This is a genomic window from Pseudarthrobacter sp. 05T312, from assembly GCF_056396685.1.
On record NZ_JBFTLY010000026.1, the window covers coordinates 1 to 17,010 of the forward strand.

Genomic DNA, 17,010 nt, shown 5'->3' on the forward strand with positions numbered 1-17,010 from the left:
GGTTACGGCGGTCATAGCGTGGGGGAAACGCCCGGTCCCATTCCGAACCCGGAAGCTAAGACCCACAGCGCCGATGGTACTGCACCCGGGAGGGTGTGGGAGAGTAGGTCACCGCCGGAACATCATTACAGAAGGGCCCTGACAAGGAACGTCAGGGCCCTTCGACATTTAAAGCCTCCCCCACACCGAAGGACCGCCAAGCACCCGCGGGTAGGATTGACCCTCATGAGCAGTATCTTCAGCCACGCCCAGGACCCCTCCCAAGACGAGAGCCGGCAGGCTTCGGATCCCTTGGAGCCAGTAGTGAACACCGTCCTGGTCCCGGGTCCTGTGGCCCGCGCATTCGCCGGCTTCACCGACCACGCGCACTTGTGGTGGCCTCTGGAAAAGCACGGTGTCTACGGGGCAGGTTCCTATGTTGAATTCGAGGAGAACCTCATCCTGGAGACGGCTGACGATGGCCGTACCAGCATCTGGGGAACGCTGGACGACTGGCAGCCGCCGCTGTCCTTCCACGCCACCTGGCACCCCGGGACCACGGCGCTGTGGTCCACCGAGCTGCTGGTGGTGTTCCGGGCCGTCGACTCGGGAACGGAGGTCCGGGTATTCCATGAAGGGTGGGAAGGCGCCGAGGACCCTGCTGCCGTCCGTGGGGAATACGTGGACGCCTGGCCGCTGATCCTGGAGAGGTTCGCACGGTTCATGGGTGCCGCCGCATCAGAAGATGGCGCTGCGCCCGAAAACCAGCCCTAGGCCTGCCGTCCCGCAAGGTCCGGCGGTACCGCGGTGCTGTGGCGGATCACGAATTCCGTGGGGTATTCCTGGTCCTGGGCTGCCGTAGCTGCCGGGCCGCCGTCGGAATCCCCGCCGGCCCCTTCCAGCAGCGCCAAGGCCGTGGCTGCCGCAAGCCTTCCCTGTCCGCGGGGATCCTGGCTGACGGTGGTCAGGCCGAACGTTTCGGCCAGCTCGTGCCCGTCAATGCCCACTACGGAGAGATCTTCCGGGACCCGAAGCCCAAAGTCGCGCGCGGCGAGCATGATGCCCACCGCCATTTCGTCGGACGCTGCAAAAACGGCAGTAGGACGCTCGGCGGACGTCCCCAGGAGCCGGCGGCCTGCTGCGTAGGCGCCCTGGATGGTGAAGTCGGCAGTTGCATGCCACTCCTGCCGGAATTCCAGTCCCGCTCCTGCCAGGGCCGCGGTGAAGCCCTCCTGCCGAAGCTGGGGCAGCCTGAAGTCCCTGGTCAGCCCGGCGTCCCCGGTGATGTGCGCAACCCGGGTATGCCCCAGGCCAATCAGGTGGCGGGTGGCCATCATGGCCAGGCCCTTGTCATCAATCCGGATGGTGGATGCTCCGCGCAGGGCACCACCGATGCCCACAATCGGACGGTGCACGGCCAGCAGTTGGCCGATTTCCTCCTCGCTGAGCACCAGTGCCACGGCGATTACCGCGTCCAGGCGCTTCCGCAGCAGGAAGTCCGTCAGGATGCTGTTGCGCCTCTCCGGCTGCTCGCCCACGTTGTACAGCGTCAGGTCGTAGCCGGCATCGAGCAGGGTTTCGGAGACCCCTTCCAGTACCGATGAGAAGTACCAGCGCTGGACGTTGGGCACCACCAGGCCGATGTTGTGGTTCCGCCCGGACGCGAGGCTCGACGCATGGTAGGAGGGGACGAATCCGAGCTCCCGGGCGGCTTCCTGGGCCAGCCGGCGGCTCCTGGAAGAGACGTTGGACTTGCCGCTCAATGCCCGCGAGACCGTGGCAACGGACAGGCCTGCCCGGCTGGCAACTTCTTTGATGCCTGCCATCGTCAGAAAGCTGCTGCGGCGTCCGGTCCAAGCTGAATCCACGCGGTCTCACCGGAGGCAAGGGCGTGGCCCGCGCCCGCGGGCAGGCTGCGAATGAGGACGTTGCCTGCCGGCATTTCCAGCGGCTCGTGGTTCAGGTTCATAAGCACCAGCGTAGTGCCGTTCACGTAGCCCAGGGAGGAACCGGTGCACCGGTCCTCTGCCCATGACAACGACCCGCGGCCCAGGTCCAGTCCACGCCGGCAGGCCAGTGCGTCGCGGTACAGGGAGAGGTGCGACGCCGGCGATTCCGCCTGCAGGTCCCTCGCCAGTGCTTTGAAGGAGGCAGGGATGGGCAGCCAGGGATCGCTTCCCGAGCCGAATCCCAGGTGCGGGTCCTCGCCGCGCCACGGCAGGGGAACCCGGCAGCCGTCGCGGCCAAGCCGCTGCCCGCCGGTGCGGGCGAACGTGGGGTCTTGGCGGAGATGGTCCGGAATCTCGATTCCGTCAGGCAGCCCCAGTTCCTCGCCCTGGTAAAGATAGGCTGCACCGGGCAGCCCCAGCATGAACATCGAGGCAGCGGCCGCGCGGCGGCGGCCAAGGTCATGGTCCGGCTGGTGGTCTGCCGGGCCTATGCCGTCCCCGTCCCGCGGACCCAGCCCGTTGTAGCCAAACCGGCTCGCGTGGCGGACCACGTCATGGTTCGAAAGTACCCAGGTGCTGGGGGCGCCCACGCCGTCAAGGACGGTCAATGAGTCGGTGATGACCGAGCGGAGCCGGTAAACGTCCAGGCCTGCGTGGAGATAGGGGAAATTGAAGGCCTGGTGCATTTCATCCGGCCGGACCCACTGGGCAAGCCGGTGGAGGTCCACGCTGGCCTCGGCACAGAGAATGCGGTCGGGTCCGTATTCGTCCAGGAGCAACCGCCACTTCCGGTAGATGTCATGGACGCCGGGTTGGCCGAACATGGGCGCCTCGTGGCCTGGATAGCCGTCGCTGCTGCCGCCGTCCGCGCGTCCGCCCCAGCCCGGCAGTCCCGGAGCCTTGACCAGAGCGTGGGCCACGTCCACCCGGAAGCCGGAAACGCCGCGGTCCAGCCAGAACCGGAGCACCCGCTCGAACTCTGCGTGGACGGCCGGGTTGTCCCAGTTGAAATCCGGCTGCGAGGAGTCGAAGAGGTGCAGGTACCACTGACCAGGCTGGCCACTCTGCCCTTCCACCTGCGTCCATGCAGGTCCGCCGAAGTGGGACTGCCAGTTGTTCGGCGGTTCCTGCCCGTCGGAACCGGTCCCGTCACGGAAGATGAACATGTTCCGCTCCGGGCTTCCGGCAGGCGCTGCAAGGGCCGCCTGGAACGCGGGATGCTGGGCGGAGCAGTGGTTGGGGACCAGGTCCACGATCACCCGCAGGCCCAGGCGGTGGGATTCGGCCATCATGACGTCGAAGTCGCCGAGCGTGCCGAAGATGGGATCCACGTCGCAGTAGTCGCTGACGTCGTAGCCGGCATCCCGCTGCGGGGACTTGAAAAAGGGAGACAGCCACACGGCGTCGACGCCCAGGTCTGCCAGCTGCGGCAGTTCTTCGGTGATCCCCGCGAGATCGCCAATGCCGTCGCCGTTAAGGTCACGGAATGACCGGGGATACACCTGGTAGATCACCGCGGAGCGCCACCAGCCAGGGATGGTGTCAGCAGGGTGGATGAGCGTCAGGGGACCCGCTGAGGTGGAAGTGTCCTGGGTCACAGTTTCGACAGACATGCAAGCCAGCATAACGGCGAAGCGCCAATTTAATGAAAACGCTTCCATAAATGTTTCCGAACCTTAATTCCGGGATGCGGCCCAGCGGCAGGGGTGGAACTGGAAGCGATTACAGAGAAGAGAACTCCCGGGTTCCGCCTGCTGCGCACCTAGACTGGGAAGGTATGTCCGACGACGGATGGAGGCTTTGTGGGAAGCATCGTTGACGAGCTGGAAGCCATCCTGGCACCTGGCCAGGTGGTCACGGGCGAGGTCCCGCTCCGCCGGTACGCGGTGGACCAGGCGCCAGTGATCGACTTCCAGCTTCCGCTGGCCGTGGTGTTCCCCGAATCGGTGGCCGACGTGCAGGCGGTAGTGAAGGCCTGCGCGGACAGTGGCGTGGCGATCGTGCCCCGGGGAGCCGGCACGGGCGTCTCCGGCGGTGCCCACGCCACCGCCAACTGCATTGTCCTCTCCCTGGAGCGGATGGACCGGATCCTCGCCCTGAACCCGGACGACGAAACAGCTGTGGTGGAGCCCGGCGTCGTGAACGCCGTGCTCAACGAGGCCGCCGCGGAGCACGGCCTCATGTACGCGCCGGACCCTGCCAGTTTCCGGAGCTCCACAATCGGCGGCAATGTGGCCACCAATGCCGGCGGCCTGCGGTGTGCCAAGTACGGGGTCACCAGGGACTCTGTCCTGGCGCTGGACGTCGTCCTGGCGGACGGCTCTCTCATCCACACCGGCCACCAGACCTTCAAAGGCGTGGCCGGCTACGACCTCACCGGACTCTTCGTGGGATCCGAAGGCACACTGGGGATCGTCGTCGGAATCACGGTGCGGCTGAAGTACCTGCCCCGGGAAGTGCACACCGTCGCGGCCTTCTACCCGGACTTCAGGCTTGCCGCTGCCGGCGTCTTGGCGGTGGGAAGGGCCCGCGTCCAGCCCGCCATCATGGAGCTGCTCGACGGCGGTACGCTGGCCCAGCTCGACGACATCCACGGGTCCGACCTCGCTGCCCGCGGGAAATCGCTGCTGCTGGTCCAGACCGACGGGTTTGGGGCTGCCGCCGAAGCGGAGGTGGTGCGGCAGGTCCTGCGCGACGGCGGGGCCACGGTCACCACGGAGGCCAGCGCCGAAGCGGAGCGGCTGGTGGAGCTGCGGCGGCACAGTCGCGGCACGGAGGTGGACGACGAGTACCGGGTGGGCGAGGACGTCGCTGTTCCCCGCTCCCGCCTGGTGGACTACGTTGCGGAGCTCGAGGCCATGGCCGCCGCCCAGCAGGTGCACCTTAAGGTGGTGGCACACGCCGGGGACGGCAACCTGCACCCCACGTTCTGGATCGACAGGCAGGGCCAGGACGTGGAAGCCGGCGCCATGGAGCGGCTCCAGGTGGCCCTGGACGAGTCCATCACCGTGGCCCTGGCCATGGGCGGAACCATCACGGGAGAGCACGGCGTAGGCCAGTACAAGCTGCGCTGGCTGGGCCAGGAGCAACCGGAGCCGGTCCGGGAACTCCAGCGCAGGATCAAGGACCTGTTCGATCCTGCCGGAGTCCTCAACCCCGGAAAGGCCATCTAGGAGTCAGTCGTCCGAATCCGGGTATTCGTCATCGGATTCATCGGCACCATAGCGCGACTCCTCGTTCTCCACCTCAAGGATCTTCAGCAATTCGGTGTCCGGGTTGAGCATGATCGCTGCCTCGTCGCGCCGGTGCCGCAGGATCGAGTCGATGTAGGACTGCACGGCCTCTGCCAGCGGGATGTGGCGTTCCTGCTTCTCGGACATGTACCACCGGTGCTCCAGGACCTCGTGGACCACCTCGGCGTGCTCGAGCTTGCCGGACAGGTCCCGGGGGATGGAACGCACGATCGGCTCGAAGATCTGGCTGACCCAAAGGTGCGCGCTGTATTCCTCGTCCATCTCAGGGTTGTTGTCCGCCCGGAACGAGTCCATGTCATTGAGGAGGCGGCGGGCCTGGTTCTCCTGCGCATCCAGGCCGGTCAGCCGGAGCAGCCGCCGCTGGTGGTGCCCCGCGTCCACCACCTTGGGCTGCAGCTGGATGGTGGAGCCGTTCTGGGTGGTCTTGATGGCATATTCCTCCACGTCGAAGCCGAGTTCGTTCAGGCGCCGGATGCGGGCGCCCACCCGCCAGCGTTCGCCCAGCTCAAAGGATTCCTTCTCCGTCAGTTCAGCCCACAGCCGCCGGTAGCTGTCCATGATCAGCTCGCTGGTGGCGACGGGGTCCACCTTCTCCTCGATGAGGCCGCCGTCCAGCAGGTCCATCAGTTCGCCGGCGATGTTGACCCTGGCGATTTCCAGGTCGTATTCGCGCTGGCCGGTGGACAGGTCCGGGTACAGCTCGCCCGTTTCGGCGTCCACCAGGTAGGCGGCAAAGGCTCCGGCGTCGCGGCGGAAGAGGGTATTGGACAGCGACACGTCACCCCAGTAGAAGCCGATCAAGTGCAGCCTCACCAGCAGCAGCGCCTGGGCATCGATGAGGCGCGTCAGGGTGTCCTTGCGCAGCATCTGGGAGAACAGCGCGCGGTACGGCATGGAGAACTTCAGGTGCCGGGTCACGAGGACGGGGTTGAGCGGGCGCCCGTCGGGGGTGGTCCGCCCGGTGATCACCGCGACCGGTTCCACACAGGGCACATCGAAACGGGCCAGCTTGCGGAGCATGTGGTACTCGTGGCGGGCCACGTGCTCGGAGGTTTCCTTGATGGCGATGACAGAGCCGCCCAGGTGGGCAAAGCGCACAATGTGACGCGAGATGCCGCGGGGGAGGGCCGCCAGGTACTGCGCTGGCCACTCCTCGAGGGCGATATGCCAGGGCAGGTCCAGCAGTTCCGGATCCGCTGCCGCGGCGGTGATGTTCAGGGACGACGCTACCGAGGCCGCTTTGTTGTCATCGGCACTGGCCGCCACGAACCGCGGCAGTTTACCGATCTGCGCGTAGTCGGTGGGTTCGTCGTGCCACTGGGCGCTGTATTCCTCGGTCATGGGTCAATTCTTCCGTACTTGGGGCAGGGCGGCTAAATTTCGCGCAGGCGTTGTTAAAGGCCGACGGCGGCCCGCCAGTGAGGAGGGCCGCCGTCGGTCATGCGGGTGGTTGGGTCCGGCGTTTCGGCCGGCCCAACCTGCAATGGCGTTAGTCGCCGAGGCGCAGGCCGGTCTTGGTGTCGAACAGGTGCACGTGGCCCGACTGCGGACGGACGTAGATGACCTCGCCCTTCATCGGAGGACGGCGGCCGTCGACGCGGGCCACGATGTCGTGGTCCTTGCCGTCAAGGTTGGTGTGGCCGTAGACGTAGGCGTCGGCGCCGAGTTCTTCGACCACGTCCACCTCCACCTTCAGGCCTTCGCCCTGCGGCGCGGTTTCCAGGTCTTCCGGACGGCTTCCCAGCGTGACCGTGGAGCCGTGTGCCTCTTCGAGGACGTCGCGCGGCACGGGGTAGACGGTGCCGCCGAACTGGACACCGCCGTCGACCACGGGAAGCTCGAGCAGGTTCATGGCGGGGGAGCCGATGAAGCCGGCCACGAAGACGTTCTTCGGGCGGTCGTAGAGGTTGCGCGGGGTGTCAACCTGCTGCAGCAGGCCGTCCTTCAGCACGGCGACGCGGTCGCCCATGGTCATGGCCTCAACCTGGTCGTGCGTCACGTAGACGGTGGTGACGCCGAGGCGGCGGGTCAGTGACGCGATCTGCGTACGGGTCTGCACGCGGAGCTTGGCGTCCAGGTTGGACAGCGGCTCATCCATGAGGAAGACCTGCGGGTTACGGACGATTGCGCGGCCCATGGCAACACGCTGGCGCTGGCCGCCGGAGAGTGCCTTCGGCTTGCGGTCCAGGTACTGCTCAAGGTCAAGCAGTTTGGCGGCTTCACGGACACGCTCGGCGCGCTCTTCCTTGGAGACGCCGGCGATCTTCAGGGCGAAGCCCATGTTGTCGGCCACAGTCATGTGCGGGTACAGCGCGTAGTTCTGGAAAACCATCGCGATGTCGCGGTCCTTCGGCGGAACGTCGGTGACGTCGCGGTCACCGATCAGGATCCGGCCCGCGTTGACGTCCTCGAGGCCCGCCAGCATGCGCAGGGAGGTGGACTTACCGCAACCGGAGGGTCCCACGAGGACCAGGAATTCGCCATCGGCGATGTCGATGTTGAGCTTATCGACGGCGGGCTTATCTGTGCCCGGGTACAGGCGCGTAGCGTTGTCAAAAGTAACTGTAGCCACAGTTATCAATCCCTTCACCGGCAGGTACGTGCCGGACGATCCGTTGTGAATGGTTCATGTTTATTCAGTTTTGTTCCTGCACAGTGCTCCGAGCCTAAGCCCGGAGCACAAAATGACGCCGCACGCTGGTTGTGCGCCACATCACACACAAAGTATGCCAGACGTTGCGCTTCCTGGCGAAAATGTTACAAACGTCACATCCGCCGCCTATCACCCCTTAACCGGACGCGGCCTGCGGATCCTCTTCGGCCACGGCAATGCTCCGCTCTTGGAGTAGGGCCTCTAGCAGTTCCGCAATGTGGACGGGTGCCTCGACACGGTACTGGGCCTGGGTGAAATCAAGGCCTACCTTGACCCCAACGTCTCCCGGCTCAAGCCGGCCAAAGGCGTCCTCGTCCGTGACGTCGTCACCGGCGAACAGCACTGCGGTTGCGCCGCTGGCCTGCCGCAGGAAGGTGACTCCCTCGCCCTTGGAGGCATGGACCACCGAAGTCTCCAGGACGCGTTTGCCTTCCTTCAGGAAGACACCTTTGCGGTCCTGGAGCACCGACCGTGCTGCCGCCACGGCGTCCTCGGCGACATCGTCCTCCGCCTGCCGGGTATGCAGGACGACGCCGGCCGGCTTGTCCTCCAGGGAGGTGCCGGGTGCCTCTGCGACGATGCCGGCCAGTTCGGCCCGGATCTCTTCCAGGAGCGCCTTCTGGTCTTCCTCCAGGGCCAGTTCGGTGGAGCCCGGCCCCAGCCACGCTTCGGCGCCGTGGCTGCCGATCAGCAGGGTGTCCACCGGCGGGGAGGCGACCTTCCGCAGGCTGGCAAGGGCGCGCCCGGAGATGAGGGCCGTCGTCGTCCGTGGAAGCACGGCGAGGCCCGCGAACGCGGCGGCCGACCGGGGAAGCGGTCGTGCGTCCTGCGCCCGATCCACGATGGGTGCCATGGTGCCGTCGAAATCCATGGCCACGAGCAGGTGCTCCGTGCCGGCGATCCGTCGCAGGGCTTCGCGGAGTTCGGGGGTGAGCGCCAAAGGCGCCTTGCCGGGACGCTCAGGAGTCATCGCGGACCACTTTCTCGTTCAGGGCGCGCAGGAAGTCCGCTGACCAGTGGTCCACGTCGTGGTCCAGGATCTGTTTGCGCATGGCCCGCATGCGGCGTGAGGCTTCCCTCGGGGTGAGCTCCACGGCGGCCATGATGGTGTTCTTGAGGCCGGCAATGTCGTGCGGGTTGATCAGCAATGCCTGCTTCAGCTGGTCGGCCGCCCCGGCGAACTCGCTCAGGACCAGGGCGCCGTCGTTGTTGTTGCGCGCGGTGACATATTCCTTGGCCACGAGGTTCATTCCGTCCCGCAGGGCGGTGACCAGCATGACGTCCGCGGCCAGGTACAACGCCACCATCTCCTCCACGGGGTAGCTGTGGTGCAGATAGCGCACGGCGGTGTTTTCGAGGGTGTCGTAGGTGCCGTTGATGTGTCCAACGGTGCCTTCCACTTCCTCGCGCAGGAGCCGGTACTGCTCCACCCGCTCCCGGCTGGGGGAGGCGACCTGGATGAGGGTTGCATCGCCCACCGTGAGCCGGCCGTCCGCCAGGAGCTCCTCGAAGGCCTTCAACCGGTGGCGGATGCCCTTGGTGTAATCCAGCCGGTCCACTCCGAGCAGGATGGTCTTGGGGTTGCCAAGGTCCTGGCGGATCTGGCGGGCGCGTTCGATGATGTCCGGCCGGGCGGCGAGCTCGGTGATCTGCTTGACGTCGATGGAGATGGGGAAGGCCTGGGCCCGGGCGATGTGGGTCAACTGGCCGTTGTGGTCCTTGACGTGCACCTGCTGCTGCTTGACGCTGGCGCCGAGGAAGCGGCGGGCGGAGCGCATGAAGTTTCCCGCGTCGCTGGGCCGCTGGAAGCCCACCAGGTCCGCGCCCAGCAACCCGTCGATGATGGCCTGGCGCCAGGGAAGCTGGGCGAAGATTTCCGGCGGCGGGAACGGGATGTGGTTGAAGAAGCCGATCCGCAGGTCCGGCCGTGCTTCACGGAGCAACCGGGGCACCAGCTGGAGCTGGTAGTCCTGCACCCACACGGTGGCGCCCTGGTCCGCATGGCGCACCACGGCGTCGGCGAACCTGCGGTTAACCCGACGGTAGGCGTCCCACCAGGTGCGGTGGAACTCCGGCGGGGCGATGACGTCGTGGTACAGCGGCCAAAGGCTGGCGTTGGAGAACCCTTCGTAGTACAGCTCCACGTCATCGGTGCTGAGCTGTACTGGAACGAGGTCCATGCCGCCATGGCTGAAGGGCTCGACCGTTTCGTCAGGGGCTCCGTGCCAGCCGACCCAGGCGCCGTCCGTCTTGGTCATCATCGGGGCAAGGGCGGTCACCAGTCCTCCGGGAGACCGGCGCCAGCCTGAGCCGTCGTCGCTGTCATCCCCCGGGGCCACCCGGTCCACGGGCAGCCTGTTGGAGACCACCATGAAGTCGTATTTGGTATGGCCGGCGTGGCCGGAACCGGAACTGCCGGCCGTAGCTGTTCCGGCTGGTTTTTCCTGGACGGGTGTTTGCATTGCGGCCCCCTGGGGTTGCTTGTGCCTCTAAGCCACCCTAGCCGGACGGAATCATCGGGGCTATTCGTCCGTTGGTCAACCCGGAAGAATGGTTGAAACCGCAAGCTCTCAGCTTCTTCCCCTAAAATGTTTGGGGTGCCACCAAGTGGTCCCCCTACGTCGACCGACCCAAGGAACTCATGAGCCCCGCAAACGAAGTACGTAAGTCCAAGGCTGAGCGAACCGCGGAGGCGCGGGAAAAGGCGCGCCTGATCCGCGAAGCGCAGGTAAAGAAGGACAAGCGCAACAAGCTCCTCATTGGCTGGGGCATCGTGGCGGCGGTCGTGGCCATCCTGGTGGTGGTGGCACTGGTGGTCACCAACAGCCTCAAGCAGAACGCGCCGGTAGCCGACCAAGGGCCGGTCCCCGCCAACGCCAACGCCCACGGCGGCGTGACCCTGCTGGCCAACACCGACGTGGCCAAGACCGAACCGGCTACCGTCGACGCGGCCTCCCTGGGGGATGCCCCCAAGACCCCGCCGGCGGAGGTAGTGGCCCCGGGCGCCGAAGCTGAGGCCGGCAAGCCGGTGAAGGTTGTCCTCTACATCGACTTCATCTGCCCGGTCTGCAAGAACTTCGAGGCCCAGTACAACGACCAGCTGACCTCGCTGCGCAATGACGGCAAGATCACCGTTGAATACCGCGCACTCGGGTTCCTGGACAGCCGGTCCACCACCAACTACTCGTCCCGGGCCGCCAACGCTGCGGCCTGCGTGGCCAACGAGTCCCCGGAGAAGTACTCCGACTTCTTCAACGCACTGTTTGCCAAGCAGCCCGCGGAGGGCAGTGCAGGCCTGTCGGACAACGACCTAAAGAAGATGGCCTCCGACCTGGGCGTGAACATCGACTCCTGCGTGGATGACAAGACGTACCGCCCGTTCGTGAAGTTCACCACCAAGGAAGCGGCGGCGATCGGCGTGACCGGTACGCCCACCGTGTTCGTGGACGGAAAGCAGTGGGGCAAGGGCGACAGCGCCCAGACGCCGTTCCCGGACTTCCTGCAGGCAGCCATCACGGCCAAGGGCTAACGCGAAACAGCCCGGGCAAGGGCCCGCTCCGGATCTGCTCCGGGGCGGGCCCTTGCGCGTCCGCCGCCGGTTCCGCGGGCGTTTTTACCCCCGGCGGGAGTTGGGCTAACCTTATCTAGCGCCTGCGGGCGCACGCCCTTCTGGGGCACGCCTCCTTAGCTCAGTTGGCCAGAGCACCGCTCTTGTAAAGCGGGGGTCGTCGGTTCGAATCCGACAGGGGGCTCCACGCCACCTCCGGGTCTAAGCTGGATCCATCCGAATAATCAGCCTGCTGACTAAAGGAGGATGGGTGCCATGCCCAAGACCGGCAAGAATGACCATGCCCGCAAGGACGAACTGCCGTCCACACTGCAGCGTTCCGGGCAAAAAGCCCAGGACACGTTCGCGAAGACCTATGACTCTGCACTTGAGTCCTATGACAACGACGAAGAGCGTGCCGCCCGCGCAGCCTACGCCTCACTGAAGCACAGCTATGAGAAGGTGGGCGACCATTGGGAGCCCAAGGAAAAGCGCGGTCCGTCTGACAAGCACGCGGAGCAGGGTATCCGGTCCTCCGAGCCCACTGCCGGCGGCGTCGACGCCAATGCGTCCAAGGAACACCTCTACAAGCTGGCCAGGGAAATGGACGTCAAGGGCCGCTCGAAGATGGACAAGGACCAACTGGTCCACGCCCTCCAGAAGGCCAACGACGCAGCCACCCGCAAAGCTCGCAGCAAATAGCCTGGGCTCTTGCCGTCCCGCCGTCCCAAGGTGTCGAATCAGATGACACGTCCGGTCCGGCCGGCAACGATGCCAGGAGGTTCCAATGTCGGTGAAGAGCACCAAGGAGTCGGCACGGGGTGCAGGCGGCAGGAACGGGCCTGACGCAAAGCGGGCCGACCAGGCCACCGGGATCGCGGCGGAGGACCCGGCCCGGATTCGGAACGTGGCACTGGTGGGGCACTCCGGCGCCGGGAAGACCTTGCTGATCGAGGCGCTGCTGGCAGCCAACGGGGTGATTACCCGCAAGGGCTCCATCGCTGACGGCTCCACGGTCAGCGACTCGGATCCGGCCGCAGTGCACCAGCAACGCTCGGTCACGCTGTCTTTGGTCCCGTTGCTGGTTGGCGACGTCAAAGTGAACCTCCTGGACACCCCCGGATACCCCGATTTCATCGGGGAACTCCGGGCAGGACTGAGGGCTTCGGACGCCGCCCTGTTCGTGGTCTCGGCCGTGGACGGCATTGATGCCACCACCACGGCGCTGTGGGGCGAGTGCGCGCACATGGGCCTGCCACGCGCCGTCGTCATCACCAGGGTGGACCACCCGCGGGCGGATTACGACGGCGCCCTTGCCGCCTGCCAGAAAGCGTTCGGCGACGGCGTGCTCCCGCTGTACGTTCCGGTGCCGGCCGAAGGCGGGGCAGCCGGCCTCCTCGGCCTGCTGTCCCAGGAGGTGACTGACTACTCCTCCGGAGATCCCGCGCCGGAGGTCCGTCCAGCCGCCCCGGAGGAACTCGCCGCCGCCGGGACCGCAAGGGGCGCCCTGATCGAGGGCATCATCGCCGAGAGCGAAGACGAAACGCTGATGGACCGCTACCTGGAAGGGGAGGACATCGATACAGGGGTGCTGGCGGACGACCTGGAAACCGCCGTCGCCCGGGGCTCGTTCTTTCCCGTCCTGCCAACGTCCGCCGTCACGGGACTCGGCACGGCGGAACTGCTCGACGTCCTGGTGCGCGCCTTCCCGGCACCATTGGAAGGCAAACTGCCGGACACGACCGACCTCGCGGGGGAACCGGGTGGAAGACTGTCCTGCGATCCCGATGGGCCGCTCGCCGCTGAAGTAGTGCGGACCTCAAACGATCCCTTCCTGGGCCGCATCTGCCTGGTGCGGGTTTTCTCCGGGACGCTGCGGGAAGACACTCCTGTCCACGTGGGCGGACACGGCCTGGCTGACCGCGGGCACCAGGACCACGACACCGATGAACGGGTCACCCACGTCTACTCCCCGCTGGGTGCCAGCCTGCGGCCTGTTCCCTTCTCCGTGGCAGGTGACATGTGCGCCCTGGCGAAGCTGGGCAGCGCTGAAACCGGGGACACCATTTCCGCCCGGGAAAGCCCGCTGCTGCTGGCCACCTGGGAGATGCCCGAACCGCTGCTGCCGGTTGCCGTGGAAGCTGATTCCCGCAGCGACGAGGATGCGCTGGCCCGCAGCCTGGGCCGGATCGCCGCCGGGGATCCCACCCTGCGGGTGGACCGGAACGCGGAGACCCACCAGCTGGTGCTGTGGTGCATGGGGGAGGCGCACGCCGAGGTGGTCCTGGACCGGCTGCGCGAGCAGGGGGTGAAACTGCATACCGTTGAGGTGGTGACACCGCTGCGGGAAACCTTCGCTGCCCCCACCTCCGGCCACGGACGCCACGTCAAGCAGTCCGGCGGCCATGGCCAGTACGCCGTGTGCGACATCGACGTGGAACCGCTGGAACGCGGTGGCGGGTTCGAGTTCGTGGACAAGACCGTGGGCGGCGTCATCCCGGGAACGTTCATTCCGTCCATCGAAAAAGGGGTCCGGGCGCAGATGGAACGGGGGGTGTCTGCAGGTTTTCCCGTGGTGGACCTGCGCGTGACCCTGACCGGCGGCAAGGCCCACAGCGTGGACTCCTCCGATGCGGCGTTCCAGGCGGCAGGGGCCCTGGCACTGCGCGAAGCGGCAGCCGCCGGGAAGGTCCAGCTGCTCGAACCGGTGTCCTCCGTGACCATCACCGTTGCCGACGAACACGTGGGCACCGTGATGAGCGACTTGTCCGGCCGGCGGGGCCGCCTCACGGGCACCACCTCATCAGGCGAAGGACTGACGGAGATCAGCGCTGAGGTCCCCGACCAGGAACTCCTGCGCTACGCGGTGGAACTGCGGGCCCTGACGGCAGGCACCGGCCGGTTCCGGCGGCAGTACCTGCGCCACGATCCCGTCCCCCCAAATTTCAGCCCGTCCTGATCCGGCCCGGAACAGCCCGAAGGAACGGCCGCCGTGAATGCCGCAGCACGAAAGATCCAGAACGTCTACCTGACGCTGACATTGGGAAACACCCTTGCGGCGTCCTTCATCTGGGGAATCAACACGCTCTTCCTGCTGGACGCCGGGCTCACCAACCTCGAAGCCTTCGCCGCGAATGCCTTCTTCACCGCAGGGATGGTTCTCTTCGAGGTGCCCACCGGGGTGGTGGCGGACAGCTGGGGACGCCGCGCATCCTTCCTGCTGGGCACCGTGACCCTCGCCGCGTCCACGTACCTGTACTACCTGCTCTGGCAGCTCTCTGCCCCGTTCTGGTGGTGGGCGGCCGTGTCAGCGCTGCTTGGCCTTGGCTTCACGTTCTTCTCCGGAGCCGTGGAAGCCTGGCTGGTGGATGCGCTCCACTTCTCCGGCTACGACGGCGGCCTGGAAGCTGTCCTGGGGCGGGGCCAGATGGTGTCCGGCATCGCCATGCTGGCGGGATCCGTGGCAGGCGGTGTCATTGCCCAGGCCACGAACCTTGGAGTCCCTTTCCTGCTGCGGGTAGGAGTGCTGGTGGCGATGTTCGCCGTTGCGTTCCTCCTCATGCACGACGTCGGCTTTACCCCTGAGAGGTCGGCCCACCCGGTGCAGGCCACGCGCGCAGTCCTGCGGGCCTCGTTGGAGGGCGGACTGAAGAACCCTCCGGTGCGGTTCATGATGCTGGCGGCCCCGTTCACCGAGGGCGTGGGGTTCTACGTCTTCTACGCCCTGCAGCCGTACCTGCTGCAGCTGTTCGGGGACCCCAAGGCCTATGCCATCGCAGGACTGGCAGCTGCGATCGTTGCCGGGGCGGACATCGTTGGCGGTTGGCTGGCGCCGCTGGTCCGGAAACTGGTGGGCCGCCGCACCACGGTATTGATCGGCTCCACGATTGCCAGTTCAGTGGTGCTGGTGGTGCTCCTGGCCACCCACTCCTTCTGGCTGGCCCTGGTACTGCTGTCGCTGTGGGCCGTGGTTGCCTCCGCCGGCACCCCGGTCCGCCAGGCGTACCTGAACGACATGATTGCCTCGAAGCAGCGGGCCACGGTCCTGAGCTTCGCTTCGCTCATGGGTTCCAGCGGGGGAGTGGTGGTGCAGCCGGTGCTGGGCAGGACCGCGGACCTTTACGGCTACCCGGCGTCCCTTGCCCTCGGCGGCGCGGTGCAGCTGTTGGCGGCACCCTTCATTGTGCTGAGCCGGCGACGGCGCTCGCCGGCCGATGTTGCCACCGGCCTGGCTGCGCCCTGAGCAGTTGCCGGGAAAGTGCCGCGGGAGGCACACAGGGAAGGCCCCCGTTGCCCTGGCTGTGGTCCAGGTCGACGAGGGCCTTCGTTTGTGCAGGTGGGGCGTCTTACTTTATTCCTGCCTCCACCGTTTCGCTGGCGGCCGGCGCCGGCTTTTCCTGGGCCGGCGGGGGGCTGGTCTTGAGCTTGAAGCGCTTTCCAATGGTGCCGCCGCCACCGCTGCGGTTCTTGTTGAAGATGTCGAAGCCGACGGCGATAAGGAGCACCAGGCCCTTGATGAGCTGCTGGTAGTCGGTGCCCAGTCCCAGGATGGACATGCCGTTGTTGAGGACGCCCATGATGAGGCCGCCGATCATGGCTCCGGCCACCGTTCCGATGCCGCCGGTGACGGCGGCGCCGCCAATGAACGCCGCGGCGATGGAGTCGAGTTCGAAGCCGGTTCCGCCGGCGGGCTGTGCCGAGTTGAGGCGGGCGGTGAAGACCAGGCCGGCCAGTGCGGCCAGCACGCCCATGTTCACGAAGAGGCGGAACGTAACGACCTTGGTCTTGATGCCTGACAGTTCAGCCGCGTGGAGGTTGCCGCCGATGGCGTACGTGTGGCGGCCGAAGACGCTGTTGTTCATGAGTGCGGTGTAGGCGATCACCAGTGCGGCCAGGACCACCAGCACGATCGGCGTTCCCCGGTAGGACGCCAGCAGGAACGTGATGACCAGCATGAGCAGCGCGGTGAAGGTGGTCTTGATGACGAACCAGACCATGGGTTCGCTTTCAAGGTCGAACTTCCGGCGGATCCTGCGTTCCTTGAAGGCCTGGATCAGCAGGGCCGCCGTGGCGCCGACGCCCAGGATGACGGTGAGCCATTCCAGCACGGAGGTGCCGCCGGAAATGTCCGGAAGGAAGCCGCCGCCCAGGGCCCGCAGTTCGGCGGGGAACGGGGTGATCTGCTGGTTCTTGAGCGTGATGAGCGTCAGCCCGCGGAAGATCAGCATGCCGGCGAGCGTCACGATGAAGGCCGGAATTCCCACGTAGGCGATCCAGTAGCCCTGCCAGGCACCGACTAAGGCACCGACCAGGAGGCAGGCGGGGATAGCGGCCCACCACGGCCAGCCCCAGTGCACGATCATGACGCCGGCGACGGCACCGATGAACCCGGCCACCGAGCCGACGGACAGGTCGATGTGCCCGGCGATGATCACCATCACCATGCCGATGGCCAGGATGAGGATGTAGCTGTTCTGGACCACCAGGTTGGTGACGTTCTGTGGTTCCAGCAGGATCCCGCCGGTGAGCCCCTGGAACAGCAGGACGATCAGGATCAGGGCAACGAAGATGCCAACCTGGCGGAGGCGGCTTGTGAGGAATCCGAGCGATTCTCGTAGGGCGGACATT

At 66.3% G+C, this 17,010-nt stretch carries 13 protein-coding genes, 1 tRNA gene and 1 rRNA gene; 8 read left to right on the top strand and 7 right to left on the bottom strand.

Annotated features, from left to right (window positions below; all coding sequences use genetic code 11):
- Positions 1–3: 3 nt before the first annotated feature.
- Both rrf and AC1DIP_RS21505 read left to right on the top strand, forming a co-directional pair.
- Positions 4–120 (top strand): 5S ribosomal RNA (gene rrf / locus AC1DIP_RS21500).
- A 105-nt stretch (positions 121–225) separates the two neighbouring features.
- Positions 226–753 carry an SRPBCC family protein gene (locus AC1DIP_RS21505; protein ID WP_477735034.1) on the top strand — a complete coding sequence of 176 codons (528 nt, stop codon included), beginning with the start codon at positions 226–228 and terminating at the stop codon, positions 751–753.
- Here AC1DIP_RS21505 and AC1DIP_RS21510 read toward each other — a convergent pair.
- Together AC1DIP_RS21510 and AC1DIP_RS21515 are read right to left on the bottom strand one after the other, a co-directional pair.
- Positions 750–1,805 carry a substrate-binding domain-containing protein gene (locus AC1DIP_RS21510; RefSeq protein ID WP_476209337.1) on the bottom strand — a complete coding sequence of 352 codons (1,056 nt, stop codon included), beginning with the start codon at positions 1,803–1,805 and terminating at the stop codon, positions 750–752. The two genes, AC1DIP_RS21505 and AC1DIP_RS21510, sit on opposite strands and share 4 nt — an antisense overlap.
- A 2-nt stretch (positions 1,806–1,807) precedes the next feature.
- Complete coding sequence (locus tag AC1DIP_RS21515) at positions 1,808–3,541, bottom strand: glycoside hydrolase family 13 protein (RefSeq protein WP_477735035.1); 1,734 nt, start codon at positions 3,539–3,541, stop codon at positions 1,808–1,810.
- Positions 3,542–3,730: 189 nt separating this feature from the next.
- Here AC1DIP_RS21515 and AC1DIP_RS21520 point away from each other — a divergent pair, with 189 nt between their 5' ends.
- Positions 3,731–5,101, top strand: coding sequence for an FAD-binding oxidoreductase (locus tag AC1DIP_RS21520; RefSeq protein ID WP_477735036.1), 1,371 nt, complete (start codon positions 3,731–3,733; stop codon positions 5,099–5,101).
- 3 nt (positions 5,102–5,104) lie between these two features.
- Here the strand turns inward: AC1DIP_RS21520 and AC1DIP_RS21525 are convergent, their stop codons facing one another.
- The 4 genes from AC1DIP_RS21525 to AC1DIP_RS21540 all read right to left on the bottom strand — a co-directional run bounded on the left by AC1DIP_RS21525 (position 5,105) and on the right by AC1DIP_RS21540 (position 10,297).
- Positions 5,105–6,523 (bottom strand): DUF4032 domain-containing protein, encoded by a 1,419-nt coding sequence (locus AC1DIP_RS21525; RefSeq protein WP_141158077.1) that lies wholly within the window; start codon positions 6,521–6,523, stop codon positions 5,105–5,107.
- Positions 6,524–6,671: 148 nt separating this feature from the next.
- Positions 6,672–7,754: an ABC transporter ATP-binding protein gene (locus AC1DIP_RS21530; RefSeq protein ID WP_159632896.1), complete on the bottom strand. Its 1,083-nt coding sequence runs from the start codon at positions 7,752–7,754 to the stop codon at positions 6,672–6,674.
- 217 nt (positions 7,755–7,971) lie between these two features.
- Positions 7,972–8,805 carry a trehalose-phosphatase gene (otsB, locus tag AC1DIP_RS21535; RefSeq protein WP_477735037.1) on the bottom strand — a complete coding sequence of 278 codons (834 nt, stop codon included), beginning with the start codon at positions 8,803–8,805 and terminating at the stop codon, positions 7,972–7,974.
- Positions 8,795–10,297, bottom strand: coding sequence for an alpha,alpha-trehalose-phosphate synthase (UDP-forming) (locus tag AC1DIP_RS21540; RefSeq protein WP_141158075.1), 1,503 nt, complete (start codon positions 10,295–10,297; stop codon positions 8,795–8,797). Before AC1DIP_RS21540 ends, otsB begins: the two co-directional genes overlap by 11 nt.
- Before the next feature lie 179 nt (positions 10,298–10,476).
- Between AC1DIP_RS21540 and AC1DIP_RS21545 the strand changes: the two genes are divergently transcribed.
- From AC1DIP_RS21545 to AC1DIP_RS21565, 5 genes are all read left to right on the top strand, one after another.
- On the top strand, positions 10,477–11,364 hold the full coding sequence (locus AC1DIP_RS21545) for a thioredoxin domain-containing protein (RefSeq protein WP_476209345.1): 888 nt from the start codon (positions 10,477–10,479) through the stop codon (positions 11,362–11,364).
- 149 nt (positions 11,365–11,513) lie between these two features.
- A tRNA-Thr gene (locus tag AC1DIP_RS21550) sits at positions 11,514–11,590 on the top strand.
- Positions 11,591–11,658: 68 nt separating this feature from the next.
- Entirely contained in the window at positions 11,659–12,084 is a 426-nt protein-coding gene (locus AC1DIP_RS21555) for a ChaB family protein (protein WP_477735038.1), read from the top strand.
- A gap of 85 nt (positions 12,085–12,169) precedes the next feature.
- Positions 12,170–14,341: an elongation factor G-like protein EF-G2 gene (locus AC1DIP_RS21560; RefSeq protein ID WP_477735039.1), complete on the top strand. Its 2,172-nt coding sequence runs from the start codon at positions 12,170–12,172 to the stop codon at positions 14,339–14,341.
- Between the two features lie 33 nt (positions 14,342–14,374).
- Entirely contained in the window at positions 14,375–15,625 is a 1,251-nt protein-coding gene (locus AC1DIP_RS21565; RefSeq protein WP_141158071.1) for an MFS transporter, read from the top strand.
- A gap of 103 nt (positions 15,626–15,728) precedes the next feature.
- Here the strand turns inward: AC1DIP_RS21565 and mmsB are convergent, their stop codons facing one another.
- Positions 15,729–17,009, bottom strand: a complete 1,281-nt coding sequence (gene mmsB / locus AC1DIP_RS21570) for a multiple monosaccharide ABC transporter permease (RefSeq protein WP_477735040.1) — start codon at positions 17,007–17,009, stop codon at positions 15,729–15,731.
- Between the last annotated feature and the right edge of the window lies 1 nt (position 17,010).

Excerpts from the sequence above, each read along its gene's own strand:
- AC1DIP_RS21540 (WP_141158075.1), bottom strand. The coding sequence starts at position 10,297 with ATGCAAACACCCGTCCAGGAAAAACCAGCCGGAACAGCTACGGCCGGC.
- AC1DIP_RS21515 (WP_477735035.1), bottom strand. The coding sequence starts at position 3,541 with ATGTCTGTCGAAACTGTGACCCAGGACACTTCCACCTCAGCGGGTCCC.
- mmsB (WP_477735040.1), bottom strand. The coding sequence starts at position 17,009 with ATGTCCGCCCTACGAGAATCGCTCGGATTCCTCACAAGCCGCCTCCGC.
- AC1DIP_RS21510 (WP_476209337.1), bottom strand. The coding sequence starts at position 1,805 with ATGGCAGGCATCAAAGAAGTTGCCAGCCGGGCAGGCCTGTCCGTTGCC.
- AC1DIP_RS21545 (WP_476209345.1), top strand. The coding sequence starts at position 10,477 with ATGAGCCCCGCAAACGAAGTACGTAAGTCCAAGGCTGAGCGAACCGCG.
- AC1DIP_RS21555 (WP_477735038.1), top strand. The coding sequence starts at position 11,659 with ATGCCCAAGACCGGCAAGAATGACCATGCCCGCAAGGACGAACTGCCG.
- AC1DIP_RS21505 (WP_477735034.1), top strand. The coding sequence starts at position 226 with ATGAGCAGTATCTTCAGCCACGCCCAGGACCCCTCCCAAGACGAGAGC.
- AC1DIP_RS21560 (WP_477735039.1), top strand. The coding sequence starts at position 12,170 with ATGTCGGTGAAGAGCACCAAGGAGTCGGCACGGGGTGCAGGCGGCAGG.
- AC1DIP_RS21525 (WP_141158077.1), bottom strand. The coding sequence starts at position 6,523 with ATGACCGAGGAATACAGCGCCCAGTGGCACGACGAACCCACCGACTAC.
- otsB (WP_477735037.1), bottom strand. The coding sequence starts at position 8,805 with ATGACTCCTGAGCGTCCCGGCAAGGCGCCTTTGGCGCTCACCCCCGAA.